This is a genomic window from Lysinibacillus sp. GW823-FHT02G10 (assembly GCF_058797135.1).
Genome location: NZ_JBXAJI010000005.1, coordinates 243,485 through 256,855, shown reverse-complemented (window position 1 = coordinate 256,855; position 13,371 = coordinate 243,485). Strand labels below are relative to the sequence as shown.

General features: G+C 37.0%; 12 protein-coding genes and 1 riboswitch. Of the genes, 8 read left to right on the top strand and 4 right to left on the bottom strand.

What is annotated here, in order from left to right; all coding sequences use genetic code 11:
• Positions 1-53: 53 nt before the first annotated feature.
• Positions 54-785, bottom strand: a complete 732-nt coding sequence (chrR, locus tag AC1RFD_RS16770) for a class II chromate reductase ChrR (protein WP_048393273.1) — start codon at positions 783-785, stop codon at positions 54-56.
• Between the two features lie 368 nt (positions 786-1,153).
• On the opposite strand from chrR, the gene scpC reads away from it, so the two are divergent.
• Positions 1,154-2,677: a succinyl-CoA:acetate CoA-transferase ScpC gene (gene scpC / locus AC1RFD_RS16765; protein WP_048393275.1), complete on the top strand. Its 1,524-nt coding sequence runs from the start codon at positions 1,154-1,156 to the stop codon at positions 2,675-2,677.
• 73 nt (positions 2,678-2,750) lie between these two features.
• Here scpC and AC1RFD_RS16760 read toward each other — a convergent pair whose 3' ends face one another.
• Positions 2,751-4,232, bottom strand: a complete 1,482-nt coding sequence (locus AC1RFD_RS16760; RefSeq protein WP_492475102.1) for a DASS family sodium-coupled anion symporter — start codon at positions 4,230-4,232, stop codon at positions 2,751-2,753.
• Positions 4,233-4,427: 195 nt separating this feature from the next.
• Entirely contained in the window at positions 4,428-5,060 is a 633-nt protein-coding gene (locus AC1RFD_RS16755; RefSeq protein ID WP_066038431.1) for a glycerol-3-phosphate acyltransferase, read from the bottom strand.
• Between the two features lie 155 nt (positions 5,061-5,215).
• Positions 5,216-5,329: riboswitch (SAM riboswitch) on the top strand.
• A 116-nt stretch (positions 5,330-5,445) separates the two neighbouring features.
• On the opposite strand from AC1RFD_RS16755, the gene AC1RFD_RS16750 reads away from it, so the two are divergent.
• The 3 genes from AC1RFD_RS16750 to AC1RFD_RS16740 all read left to right on the top strand — a co-directional run bounded on the left by AC1RFD_RS16750 (position 5,446) and on the right by AC1RFD_RS16740 (position 8,913).
• The gene (locus AC1RFD_RS16750; protein ID WP_054549070.1) at positions 5,446-6,747 is read left to right on the top strand and encodes an O-acetylhomoserine aminocarboxypropyltransferase/cysteine synthase family protein; all 1,302 of its coding nucleotides are present in this window, start codon (positions 5,446-5,448) and stop codon (positions 6,745-6,747) included.
• Between the two features lie 332 nt (positions 6,748-7,079).
• Positions 7,080-7,463: a hypothetical protein gene (locus tag AC1RFD_RS16745; RefSeq protein WP_048393282.1), complete on the top strand. Its 384-nt coding sequence runs from the start codon at positions 7,080-7,082 to the stop codon at positions 7,461-7,463.
• 463 nt (positions 7,464-7,926) lie between these two features.
• A complete protein-coding gene (locus tag AC1RFD_RS16740; protein ID WP_066038433.1) occupies positions 7,927-8,913 on the top strand; it encodes a homoserine dehydrogenase in 987 nt (328 codons plus the stop codon).
• Between the two features lie 59 nt (positions 8,914-8,972).
• Here AC1RFD_RS16740 and AC1RFD_RS16735 read toward each other — a convergent pair whose 3' ends face one another.
• Complete coding sequence (locus AC1RFD_RS16735; RefSeq protein ID WP_004229745.1) at positions 8,973-9,203, bottom strand: MerR family transcriptional regulator; 231 nt, start codon at positions 9,201-9,203, stop codon at positions 8,973-8,975.
• 155 nt (positions 9,204-9,358) lie between these two features.
• Here AC1RFD_RS16735 and AC1RFD_RS16730 point away from each other — a divergent pair, with 155 nt between their 5' ends.
• From AC1RFD_RS16730 to AC1RFD_RS16715, 4 genes are all read left to right on the top strand, one after another.
• Complete coding sequence (locus AC1RFD_RS16730; protein WP_066038434.1) at positions 9,359-10,222, top strand: DMT family transporter; 864 nt, start codon at positions 9,359-9,361, stop codon at positions 10,220-10,222.
• Positions 10,223-10,298: 76 nt separating this feature from the next.
• Complete coding sequence (locus tag AC1RFD_RS16725; protein WP_048393287.1) at positions 10,299-10,991, top strand: response regulator transcription factor; 693 nt, start codon at positions 10,299-10,301, stop codon at positions 10,989-10,991.
• Positions 10,969-11,124, top strand: a complete 156-nt coding sequence (locus tag AC1RFD_RS16720) for a hypothetical protein (RefSeq protein WP_155483369.1) — start codon at positions 10,969-10,971, stop codon at positions 11,122-11,124. The genes AC1RFD_RS16725 and AC1RFD_RS16720 overlap by 23 nt, the downstream gene beginning before the upstream one ends.
• 16 nt (positions 11,125-11,140) lie before the next feature.
• Positions 11,141-13,351 carry a sensor histidine kinase gene (locus AC1RFD_RS16715; protein ID WP_054549073.1) on the top strand — a complete coding sequence of 737 codons (2,211 nt, stop codon included), beginning with the start codon at positions 11,141-11,143 and terminating at the stop codon, positions 13,349-13,351.
• Positions 13,352-13,371: the final 20 nt, after the last annotated feature.

The window sequence follows — 13,371 nt, the reverse complement described above, 5'->3', positions numbered from 1 at the left end:
TTATATAAAAAATGGAATTATTATCATGCGATAGTAACTCCATTTTCATTAATTTATTTCCAATTAAACCCTTTAGTTGCTAAAAACTCTTTGATATGCGGACGTCGTTGTTCAATTAAAAAATCAGCCATCTGTTTTGTCCAGTTATCAATTTTTCTGTTAGACGAACGGCTGTTATAATATATTTCCATTTCCTCGTTGTAGGCTGGTAAAAGTTCTTCATATTTTTCAACATTGTATTCATTTTCATGTAATACAGCAGATACAGGTAAACGAGGTTTTACCTCATTGCGACGTGCAGGAACGCCGATTGTTAGCCCGAATAATGGGAAAACATGGTCAGGCAGATTAAATAATTCACTGATTTCAGAAGGTTTATTGCGTACACCTCCAATATAGCAAATGCCATAACCCATTGACTCTGCGGCAATAACAAAATTCTGTGCAAACAATGATACATCTGCTACCCCGACAAGGACATTTTCAGCTGAATCAGCTACAATATCCACTCCTTCTAGTTTCCCAGCCATTTGAAGTCGCTTGAAATCTACGCAAAAAACAAATGCCCCACCTGAAGTTTCATATTGACGTGGATTACCAGAGAGTAAGCCTAATTTTTCCTTTTTATCTGCATCTGTTACCCATATTACACTATAGGCTTGCACAAAATGTGATGTTGCAGCCATTTGTGCTGTTCCAATTAAATCTTCAATGATTTCTTTTGAAATCGGTTCTCCATCATAGATGCGTACCGAGGAATGGCTACGTAATAGTTCTTTAACCATTAAAAACTCTCTCCTTTGTGTCTGTTCTATACCTTGAGCATAGCACGCTTTTCTAGCAAAATCGAATAATGAGGAACAAAAAGTTATTTATAAATAATTTATAAATGACGAAATTATCTCGTAAAGTAAAATATTTCATTTGATATAGATTAAATATTCTAAATAGTATAAAATTATAGAAGCGACTGTTTATTTGGTTGTGCTACCAAAAAATTACATGATCTTTATTCACAAATGTTTAGACAGCATTAGCTATTAGGTAATGAAATCCTCCTGGAATAAAGATACATTCTCTGACGGATGTCACAGATTTACTGGAACCAAATATGCAAGTTGAACAAAAATAAAGTGGAATGGAGGAATAGGGAATGGAAGAAAAGTTAGCGAAAAAGCTTCGTCATGAACAATTACGAAGCAAGGTTGTAACAGCAGAAGAAGCAGCTTCTTGGATTAAGGATGGCATGGTATTAGGGATGAGTGGATTCACACGTGCTGGTGATGTAAAGGTTGTACCTCTTGCACTTGTAGAGAAAGCAAAAAAAGAGGATTTTCAAGTAGATGTCTTTACGGGTGCATCACTTGGACCTGAGGTAGACCAATATTTAGCAGAAGCAGGGGTCATACGTAAGCGCGGTCCTTTCCAAGCAGATGCTGGCATTCGTAATAAAATCAATAGCGGTGATATCACATTTGTCGATGCCCATCTTTCCCATAATGCTGAGCTTGTTCGTCAAGGCATTATTGGACCAATTGATTTTGCGATCATTGAAGCGGCTGCTATTACAGAAGAAGGCTTATTAATTCCTACAACTTCAGTTGGTAACTCTCCCATTTTTGTGCAAGAAGCAGACCAAGTCATCATTGAATTAAACGTAGCACAGCTTGATGCATTAGAAGGTATACATGATATTTATGTACCTGCACAACAAGGAAAACGTGATCCAATTCCTTTACAGAATGTCTCTGATCGTCTTGGTATAATTGGAATTCCACTAGATTTAGATAAAGTAAAAGGCATCGTCATTTCGGATATATTAGATGCGCCATCAACGATTGTCCCTGCAGATGAAGAGACAGATGTTATGGCTAATCACTTATTAAATTTCCTACGTGAAGAGATTAAAGTAGGTCGCTTAACAACAAGTTTGCGTCCGATTCAATCTGGGGTAGGTTCAGTAGCAAATGCTGTATTGCTAGGCTTTAAAGACTCTGAGTTTGAGAACTTAGAAGTTTATTCAGAAGTTCTCCAAGATGCAGTATTTGAATTAATGGATGCAGGGAAAGTGAATTTTGCATCTGCTACTTCTATTACCCTTTCTGAGCAAGTAGGAAACCGTGTTTATGGGAATTTTGAAAAATATGCTGATAAATTAGTGTTGCGCCCTCAAGAAATTTCAAATCAGCCTGAAATTATTCGTCGACTCGGATTAATTTCAGTGAATACGGCATTGGAATTAGATATTTACGGCAATGTGAATTCCACACATGTTTCTGGTACAAAGATGATGAATGGTATCGGAGGGTCTGGTGACTTTGCTCGTAATGCACGTTTAGGAATTTTTGTAACAAAGTCTTATGCTAAGGGTGGAGATATTTCGAGTATTGTCCCAATGGTCTCACATGTGGATCATACGGAGCATGATGTTGATGTCATTGTAACTGAACAGGGCGTAGCAGATTTACGAGGACTTGCTCCAAAAGAACGAGTGGGACTTATCATTGATAATTGTGCACATCCTGATTATAGGGAGCAGCTGTGGCAGTACTTTAATGATGCCAATGAGGCAACGGGTGGACATCACACACCACATGACCTAGAAAAAGCACTATCATGGCACGTTAACTATGCGAAAAACGGTACGATGAAGGACCCTGCTTTTACGAAACAATAGTCTTATCTTAAAAGCCTTGAAGGACAGATAGTCTGTTTCTTCAAGGCTTTTACGTTTTAATTTAATGAAAGTTCTATAATAATCCAATCCATTTCCAATAAGTTGCAGAGAACAAAAGTACGAGAAGGAAACCGATAATGGTTAAGGGAATTCCAGATTTCAAGAAATCCTTTGTTGTAAAGGAGCCTGTACCATAGGCAAGCATGTTTTGTGGTGCACTAATTGGTAACAGGAAGCCAAAGCTTATGACGAATTGTTGCACAATAACAAAACCAACTTGATCAACATTAGCCGTTAATGTGGAGGCTAAAACGATAAACACAGGTATAAGTGCTGAGGCTAAGCTAGTTGCGCTTGCAAAACCTAAATGAATCAAAATGTTAAATAAAGTTACGAGTGCGATGGTTGCTAGTAAAGGCATAGTATCTAGCCCAAGTGAACCAAAAACTTTATCTGATAACCATGCAGCACCTTGCGTATTTAGTAAAATGGTTCCTAACATAATGCCTACCGCAAAGACGATAATTGTCCCCCATGGAATATGAGGCTCAACTTCCTTCCATGAATACACACCGATTTTAGGCATTAATAGAATCGCGATAGCAATAATTGTGACTGTTGTCGTATCAAATGGATGTAGCTTCCCTTCAGTTGCCCAGAAAAATAGTAAAACTACGGATGTAATGATTAAACGAATTTCAGGAGCCTTTAATGGGCCAAGCTCTGCAAGCTGTTTTTTGATGACCTCTTTACCACCTTCGATATTGCTAGTCTCAGGTTTAATTAAAGCAATCATAATGAAAAATAAAAAGATCGACATAATAATTGAGAAGGGGGCTGCATAAAGTAGCCAAGCACCCCATGAAATATCCACCTTAAATTGCTCTTGGATAAAGTTTAAAGCCACCATATTTTGAGCTGCTGCAGTTTTAATACCAATATTCCAAATGGAAACGGCTTGTACCGAAGTAATAACTAATAAGGCAGCAAGCCGACTATCACGTGGTAAACCAAATGCTGCCACCATTCCAAGCAATATCGGTACTACCGCGCCAGCTCGTGCTGTAGCAGAAGGTACAAAAAATGCGAGGACGATAGACACTAAAATAGCGCCAAATACGATAGCTTTTGTTTTCGTTCCTACCAGTGAAAGAATCCAAAGTGCAAGTCGTTTATGTAGATTAGTAATTTGCATTGCTGCCGCTAGAAAAAGAGCTGCTGCTACTAAAGCAACGGCAGAATTACTAAAGCCACTTAAAGATAATTTTAATGCGCTAGCTGTTCCTAGCTCTGTAGTTGGATTATCCATTGACGGAGCGAGTCCTAGTAAAACAGTTACTAGTGCAATGATCATGGCCGAGCTCACAGGATATGAAACGGCCTCTGTAACCCAAAGGATGACTGCAAAAGCTAAAATGGCTAAAGCTCGTTGCCCAGCTATAGGTAAATCACCATTGTTAGGTAAGAAGGTAATAATGATTAGTAACGCGAATGCCAAGCCAATCCATAGTGGCTTTAAATTAAGTTTTGTAGCTGCTTGCTTTGGTGAAGACATATTTTCTCATCCTTTCTACGATAAAAATGACGATTATTATCCATAACATCGGCCTGTATAATGTTTTATTGAGATAAGAATATGTCTATTTTATTGTAGAAAAAAATCTATGTGAAAATGGTGTTTTTTACAGCAATATGAGTAGATAAAGAGAAAAAATACGGTCACAAAAAATACAAAAATATCCATTAAATATTATTTCTTTTTCTTAAAGGCAGATGTTACTTTAGGCTCTGTTCCATTGACTAATCGTTTAATATTTTCGAGGTGCAGGATGATGGCTATGCCAAAAAGAAGAAGAGCTATAATGGTTGGGCCAATGCCAGGAATCCATAAATAAGTTACTGTACAAAACACGAGATAAAATTCTAGAACACCTACAATTAAATAATTTGTTGCAAAGGATAAAATAACAAATAAAATAAGTGCAAATAAACCAATCTTCCAATCAACAGCAAGTAAAATACCAATGATGGAGGCCGTTCCTTTCCCGCCGTTGAAGCCCATGTAGAAGGGGAAATTATGACCTAAAATAACCCCAGCAGCCATAATATAAGTAAGCAGCCAAATTTGTTCTTCTGTTAAATGAATGGCGTCCCCTAGATAAAAATGCGCACCTATAATAGCGACAACGCCTTTGCCTATATCGATGAGGGCTACTAAAACGCCATACTTCCAGCCAAGGGAAAGAGTAGCATTAGAGGCACCAGCATTACCGTGGCCAGCCTTTTTTAAATCAACCCCCGATAAAAATTGAGCCACTTTAGAGCCGTGAATACAGCCTATTAAATAGCCAATCATAAGAAAAATGATCACGGCCTTTACCATAAAAATACTCCTCTCAAAATTTTTTCTAAAATAGTGTATGCGTTCATATTACGTATAAGAGCAGACAGAAGTTTCGGAAAAAATAAAATTTACTTGTTGACAGAAAAAAACTCTATGTTTATACTGTGTAACAACGATGGAAATTGAATCTCATACTCTTATCAAGAGCGGCGGAGGGATAGGCCCTATGATGCCCGGCAACCAGTAAGCAATGAGCTTACTAAGGTGCTAATTCCTACAGATTCTTACTTGGATCTGGCAGATAAGGGGAGGAAAACTTGCAACCGCAACCCTCTTCTTAGCTGAAGAGGGTTTTTGTTTTCTACAGAAAAATCCTCCTCATCTCCGGTACCATCGTAAAAAAATAACCATTTGGAGGTACACAATGACAAATTTTAAACCAGAAACATTGCTGTTGCATGGTGGTCAAGAGCCAGACCCAGTGACGGGTTCTCGCACAGTTCCAGTCTATCGCTCAACTGCTTTCGTATTTAAAGACACTGCTCATGCGCAACGTCTTTTTGCCTTAGAGGAAGCAGGGAACATTTACACACGAATTACCAACCCAACAGTTGATGTGTTTGAAAAACGTGTGGCTTTATTGGAAGGTGGAACAGCAGCAGTAGCACTTTCATCTGGTGCAGCAGCTATCGCATTTTCCATTTTAAATCTAGCTGGAGCTGGTGATGAGATAGTAGCAGCTAGTTCTTTATATGGTGGTACGTATAATTTATTTGCTAACACATTGCCAAACTATGGTATTAAAACAATTTTTGTAGATGAAACAAACCCAGAGAATTTCAAAGCAGCGATTACTGATAAAACAAAAGCTGTCTTTGCAGAGGTTTATGGTAATCCAAGTTTAAAGGTTTTAGATATTGAGGCAGTAGCTAAAATTGCACATGATAATGGTCTACCATTAATTATTGACAGCACGTTCGCTTCTCCTTACGGTTCTACACCTATTGAATACGGCGCAGATGTTGTAGTTCATTCAGCAACTAAATGGATAGGAGGTCATGGTACAACTTTAGGGGGCGTTGTTGTAGACGCTGGTAAGTTTGATTGGACTAGCGGTCGATTCCCTGGTTTTACTGAACCAGATGCCTCTTACCATGGTCTACGTTATGGAATTGATACAGCTTCTGCTGCCTTTGCTACAAAGCTACGTGTACAATTATTACGTGATTTTGGTCCAACATTAAGTGCTGATGCTGCTTTTAATTTATTGCAAGGGTTAGAAACGCTTCATCTGCGTATCCCTAAACACAATGAAAATGCATTGGCAGTGGCTGAGTATTTACAAAACCACCCATCTGTGGAGTATGTAAATTATAATGGCCTAGAAGATTTTCCGACACATGAGTTAGCAAAAAAATATTTAAGAAATGGCTTCGGTTCAGTGCTTACATTTGGCATAAAGGGTGGACGAGAAGCTGGGCGAAAGCTTATTGATAGCGTGAAATTATTTTCACATGTAGCAAATGTAGGTGATGCAAAGTCATTAATTATTCATCCAGCTTCCACTACTCATCAGCAACTATCAGCAGACGAATTAGTTCAAGCTGGTGTAACCGAGTCGCTCATTCGCTTATCCATCGGTTTAGAGGCAGTAGAGGATATTATTGCTGATTTAGATCAAGCCATTACACAGGCTACAACAACTGAACAAACAGTAGAAGCTTAAAGTTTAAAGAAAATGGTAAGATGTTGTGACGTTAACGTATTTTCTCATTCGATTAGCCTCATTTGGTAATGCGTTAAACGTTGCTACATCAATCTATTACTGCACCCGTTAATTATCAGAACCTTATAAAAAATAATACCAAGTAATTTTATATGTATTATTGACTTTATTAAATCCATGTTATATACTAGGAAATAAGTTAACAGTACGAAAATTTTTTTAAAAAAGGTAAATGTTTTCATAAGTGCTCCCCCACTTTTGAATATATAGAAGAGTAGTTGCCTAGCCAGTGATTACTCTTCCCAAAAACTGATGATAAAGGAGTGTTTAAAATGGGTAACATCTATAGTGCGCAAAACATTGTATCCTATCTAATATATGAGCTAAATGAAGGGCATGTATTTGTCAACAATAAATCCATTCAACACCTTCTTACATCAGTCGAAAGAAAATGGCAGGAAGTATTTGGTCATACAGCATTTCAAGAACATGTTTTTACTGAAAAGGACTTTACTGTAAAGGAAGTATTTGAGGCATATGAACAGTACGGTGTGAGCCATATCTCACTTCCTGCAACAGAGTTTTACTTGAAGTATGGTACATTTCAATTAGTGGAACGTACGTATGCAATACCAAATTTTACAGAAGAAGAGATTAGTCTTGTTCAACAAGCTTTAGCACAATATCGTTATCAATTGCTTTCAAAAGCAAGTTAAAACCCCCTCATATTTTTAAGCTCATTCTCTGCTGCTACAGGGAATGAGTTTTTTCTTTAAAGGGATTGTTATGAGTGTCTGAGCATACATATATATAATAGAAGAAAGACATTCATATATTGAAATGTAAATAGTCAATATTTGTTCAAATCTTATAGATTGATTAATAAAACGTATAATAAAGGGAATGAAACCGATTTCTTTTGCACATCTAGAGAAAACAAATGTCCTTCCTAGAAAGATTTTTCTTGTGCAAAGCGTGTATTTGCGTTACAATTTTCTTTAAGTTAAATTTTGAATTATTTGAATTTGTGTGTGTCCTAACACATATAGAAATAGCGAAACTCATACAAAGAGAGTTGTTGGCTAAAGACTGCGGTGGGTGTCAAATTGTCATGACACAACCCCATGGAAAATTAGCTTTAATGAAACTGCGGAATGTAAGTTGGAGGGAATAACAAGAATGGCAACTATAAAGGCAGCGATTTTAGGATTTGGAACGGTAGGTCAGGGGATTTACCATATTTTAAATGAAAAACGAGAAGAGCTAAAAAATAAATTAGGTATTGAATTAGAGGTAGCGAAGATTTTAGTGACAGATGCTAGTCGTGAACGTGTCCCAGGCACAGCACATTTAATGACAACAAGTATGGATGAAGTCTTAGCAGAGCCAGGTATGCAGGTAGTGTTTGAAGCAATTGTGAACGAAGAACCTGCATACAGTTATTTAAAGCGAGCGGTGGAACATAAATGTCATGTTATTACTGCCAATAAAGTGATGTTTGCCAAACGAGGCTTGGAGTTGCAGGATCTTGCAAAAGCTAATGGCGTTTTTGTAGGCTATGAGGCTACTACCGCTGGTGGCGTACCTGTTATAAAAACAATGAAAAATATCTTACTTGTAAATGATGTAAGTCGTATACAAGGTGTCTTAAATGGCACATGTAATTATATTTTAACAAAAATGCGTGCACAGGGCTGGTCGTTCGAAACAGCTTTAAAAGAGGCACAAGGCTTAGGTTATGCCGAAGCAGATCCATATAATGATATATCTGGGCAGGATGCATTTAAAAAATTAATGATATTAAGTGCCTTAGCTTTTGGTGAGCAGCCTGACTGGTCAGATGTAGAGGTAATTGGGATCGATAGTATCTCTGCTGAACAGGTTCATGAAGCATGTGAAAAGGGTCTTCGTTACCGCCATGTTGCTGAGGTGGAAAAACTAGCTGACGGTAAGATTATTGCAAAAGTAGGTCCTCAACTAGTTGATAAAGAGCATCCACTTTATCCAGTCGATGATGTGTTCAATGCGGTGGCATTAGAGACTAACTATATTGGTACATTAACTTTAATCGGTCCTGGAGCAGGGATGTATCCAACAGCGAGTGTCATGGTAGAAGATTATGCTGAAATCATTGGGAAAAGAGCAGGATTTGTTGTGACAATCTAATAAAAACTTTAAAAAAGGCCCGCCATTCAACAATGTTCAATTGTATGAATGGTGGGCTTTTAGTCTTCATCTTTGACGTCTATGTCCTCTGGAATAGGAGTAGCACGCCAAATTTCAATTTCCTCTTTTATACGTTCCAATTGTTTAAAATAAGTGCTGAATTGTCCACTATTGATTAAAATTTGTTGGCCATCGTAAACAGAACGGATGCGTCCTTCGTAAATTAGACGCATTACTTGATCCTCAGGCATACCAAGATCAATAGCTGTCTCTTCAATTGATTTGTACATACGATTCGCTCCTTTTACTGTTTTTATTATAACGTCCATTCATGAGAAAACATACTATTGGAATTAAAAGAAAAGTAAAAATGATAATTGTTTGATTTTGGATAAATATGTATGATTAGTATGGAGAAAGATGTGAAGCGGGGATGAGCTGAAAAATGTTAAATTCATTGTTTGTATTACTAGCAGCTATTCTATGGGGAATGACAGGTACTGCCCAGACATATTTGGATGAAGGGGTATCTCCAATAGCTGTAGCCACGATTCGTTCAGCGATTGGTGGCAGTTTATTATTAGCTATTACGATTATAATGAGGAAAATTAATTTTTTAAGATGGTCATGGAAATGGACAATTTTAGCTGCGGCTAGTATTGCGTTTTTCCAAGGTCTTTTCTTCTCATCCATTCGTCTAACAGGTATAGCCATTGGAACTGTTGCTACTATTGGTAGTGCACCAGTGTTTTCTGGTGTATTAGAGTGGCTAGTATGGAAAACACGTCCCACAGCAGTATGGGGACTTGCTACATTGATGGCCATTATCGGATGTCTTTTATTGTTTATGAATAATGGAGAGGAGTCTGTTCACGTTGGCGGATTCACATTAGCGCTTTGTGCAGGTTTGTCCTTTGCATTTTACACAAACATAAGTAAAAAATTAATGGCACAAGAAGAAGCATTACCCGCAGTTGCTATGACATTCTCCATTTGCGCTTTGTTTTTACTGCCGTTTTCTATACAAGATGGATTTTCCTGGTTAGTAGATGTGCACAACTTATGGACAATGTTATTTATGGGGATTATGTGTACAAGCGTAGCGTATTTCCTGTTTTTAAGTGGACTACAAAAAATTAGTTCATCCTCAGCTGTAACACTTTCATTAGCAGAACCATTGACTGCTGCAATTCTTGGTGTGTTTTTAATTGGAGAACACTTAAGTATAGTTTCCTGGCTTGGAGTAGCGATGCTTTTAGGTGGCATTGTTGTTTTAACATTGGGTGGGAGAAAAAAGCTAAAACCTTAAGAAATTCTTCATTTTTATAATAGCTGGTTTTTAAGATTTAAAAGATACACTTATATTTGAGAGCGAGGTGTATATCATGACGAAATTAACAGTTCTTGTTACAGATGACGATCAAGATATTCGTGATGGTATTGAAATCTATTTAAAAAATGAAGGCTATCATGTCATTAAAGCAGCAGATGGCTTAGATGCATTAAAAAAGCTAGAGAACAATGAAGTACATTTAATAATTTTAGATATCATGATGCCAAATATGGATGGAATTACAGCAACCTTTAAAATTAGGGAAGAGCGCAATATTCCCATTATCATGCTGAGTGCAAAGGCGGAGGATGGCGATAAGATTCATGGATTATCGGTTGGAGCAGATGATTATGTAACAAAGCCATTTCATCCATTAGAGCTGTTGGCACGTGTAAAATCTCAGCTGCGCCGTTATGTTCAGCTAGGAACGTATAGTGAGGGAGCTACAAAAGTGGAAATAGACGGACTTATTCTTGATGAAGAGGCAAAAGAGGTTGTACTAGAAGGAGAACCAGTTCGACTAACCCCGATAGAATATAAAATTACAGAACTATTAATGAAAAATGCAGGGCGTGTGTTTTCGATTCGTGAAATTTATGAACGTGTTTGGAATGAGGAAGCTTATAATGCTGAAAATATTGTAGCTGTTCACATTCGGAAAATACGTGAGAAAATTGAAGCTGATCCGAAAAATCCACGCTATCTAAAGGTGGTATGGGGCGTTGGCTATAAAATGGAAAAATAAATTAGAGAAGTATATGACTATTGCTGGATTTATTGCAGGTGTTATTGGGCTTATCTATTTTGGAATTTATGCCTATCAAATCGTCGATTCTCGCTCCTCAGAGGTTTTACAATTGTTAGAAAGAATTTTTTAGAGGAGTGTAAAAAGGGATGATAAAAAAATGGAAATCTCTTCTCGTATTAATGTGTTTAATCTGGACAATTTTCGGAGTCTTTACTTTTTATAATGTGGGCTATCAGTATATTGGTAAATCATATTTTGATTCGGAAAATTTCCAACATGAAATCGATAATTTCACGGCAGAACTAGGACCGTTAGTAATTAATGTACCAAATGCAGAAGAATTGAAAAATAAAATTGAGATTACTCAAACTGAAATAGAAGATCATCGTAATTATTATGGTACATTAGGACAGCAAATCGATAATATTAAGGCACAATACGAACAACGTATTCAGGAAGCTATAGATGCCAATGCAACAGAATTAAAGACAAAGCTAGTGTCTGAACGTGATAATAAAATTAAAGATATTACAGCAAATTTTGAAGATGATGAGCATGTAAGAAAAAAGATTCTTGCTGAAAAGGAAGCCCTCATTGATAAATATATTAAAGCAGCAAAAGGTGAATCCAAAAACTTTGGAAAAAACTATGACTATTGGTCTTATGAGTTGACCAATACAGAAACTGGTAAAACGTACCGTGCAGGTGATGTTACCGAAAGTAGTGCCTATAAAATTAAGTATACTGATCGAAAACCGCTATATGCATGGAATATCAGTGAGAATTTAAGAGATATTTTTTACAATACCGAAACATACGTGAATGTAGATGATCTTTACGAAACAGCTGAATATACAGGTGTAATAGCTATTTCAAAAAAAGCAGCTATGTCAGAAGATGTTATACAGGGAGGGTATCAACAATTTCAACAGTTTCAACGCAATCAATATACTCACTACTTTATTTGGCTCACAAGTATTTTAATGGCCGTCTTTGTATGGAGGGGGCGTAAAGACTTATTACAGATAGTTACGAGTATGAAGGAAAAAGATCTTTTAACAAAGTATAAAATCGATGTACAAATTATTCTTTTGTTAATAACGAGCCTTATGTATTTCATTTCAGCCCAGGTTGTTTTTGAATCTATTGAATATAATTCTGTTTATAATTATAATTATGTCCGTTTTATACTCGATATTGGCTTTAAAATACTTGTTTTAATGGTAATTGGTAGTGCTTTCTTCGTGCAATTAATTTGGTTGTATACAAGAGTAAATACTTTGAATAAGCTAGAGGAAAATGTGAAATCGAGCTATTTATGGTCACTTGGGGATTCGTTGACTGACTTATTTATTAATCGTTCGATCGCATTACATTCAATTGTAATGCTAGCCGCAGCCTTCTTTGGAGGTGGTAGCCTTGTTGCTACCATGATAGGAGGCGGAGCTTTTCCAGTCCTTGTACTTGGCATTTGTATGTTTATAGGATTTCCTGCTATGATTGTTTTCCTATCAAGAATGGGTTATTTAAACCGTATTATGAAAGATACGAAGGATATGGCTGAAGGACGTTTAAATCGTGATGTAAAGGTAAAAGGTAAATCTCCGCTTTCAGGTCATGCAGAAAACCTCAATCATTTACGAGAAGGTGTGCGTACGTCCATGCATGAGCAGGCGAAAAGTGAGCGGTTAAAAACAGAGCTGATTACAAATGTGAGTCATGATTTACGTACTCCTTTAACCTCTATAATTACGTATACCGATTTACTGAAGAAGCCAAATATTACAGAGGAAGAACGGAAACAATACATCCATATACTGGATAAAAAGTCTGAACGTTTAAAAGTGCTGATTGAAGACCTTTTTGAAGTATCGAAAATGGCTAGTGGTAATATTGAACTTCACCGCAGTCGAGTAGATTTAACACAGCTTATCCAACAAGCTGTAGGGGAGCATAAAGAGGATTTAACACAGTCACAACTAGATTTACGAATGACCATGCCTCATGATCCAATCTTTGCATATGTGGATGGTCAAAAATGGTGGAGACTTATTGATAATTTAATTGTCAATGTTTTGAAGTATGCGCTAGAGGGAACGCGTGTTTATGTGACATTTAAGCGTACGGCAGATGGCGATGCTGAATTTACGGTGAAAAATGTAGCAAAATATGAAATTAGTGAAGATGCTGAGGAATTATTTGAACGCTTTAAACGTGCAGATGCCTCACGTCATACAGAGGGCTCAGGGCTTGGATTAGCCATTGCACAATCCATTGTCGATTTACATGGAGCAAGAATGAGCATTGATGTAGATGGCGATTTATTTAAAGTAATCGTTCGAATTCCAGCAGTTTAATGGTAAAAAGGCGGCAAACT

Bases quoted from the DNA above. Each gene is read 5' to 3' on its own strand.
- AC1RFD_RS16730 (WP_066038434.1), top strand. From the start codon at position 9,359: ATGTTAAATTCATTGTTTGTATTACTAGCAGCTATTCTATGGGGAATG.
- AC1RFD_RS16735 (WP_004229745.1), bottom strand. From the start codon at position 9,203: ATGTACAAATCAATTGAAGAGACAGCTATTGATCTTGGTATGCCTGAG.
- chrR (WP_048393273.1), bottom strand. From the start codon at position 785: ATGGTTAAAGAACTATTACGTAGCCATTCCTCGGTACGCATCTATGAT.
- scpC (WP_048393275.1), top strand. From the start codon at position 1,154: ATGGAAGAAAAGTTAGCGAAAAAGCTTCGTCATGAACAATTACGAAGC.
- AC1RFD_RS16725 (WP_048393287.1), top strand. From the start codon at position 10,299: ATGACGAAATTAACAGTTCTTGTTACAGATGACGATCAAGATATTCGT.
- AC1RFD_RS16740 (WP_066038433.1), top strand. From the start codon at position 7,927: ATGGCAACTATAAAGGCAGCGATTTTAGGATTTGGAACGGTAGGTCAG.
- AC1RFD_RS16715 (WP_054549073.1), top strand. From the start codon at position 11,141: ATGATAAAAAAATGGAAATCTCTTCTCGTATTAATGTGTTTAATCTGG.
- AC1RFD_RS16760 (WP_492475102.1), bottom strand. From the start codon at position 4,232: ATGTCTTCACCAAAGCAAGCAGCTACAAAACTTAATTTAAAGCCACTA.
- AC1RFD_RS16745 (WP_048393282.1), top strand. From the start codon at position 7,080: ATGGGTAACATCTATAGTGCGCAAAACATTGTATCCTATCTAATATAT.
- AC1RFD_RS16755 (WP_066038431.1), bottom strand. From the start codon at position 5,060: ATGGTAAAGGCCGTGATCATTTTTCTTATGATTGGCTATTTAATAGGC.
- AC1RFD_RS16750 (WP_054549070.1), top strand. From the start codon at position 5,446: ATGACAAATTTTAAACCAGAAACATTGCTGTTGCATGGTGGTCAAGAG.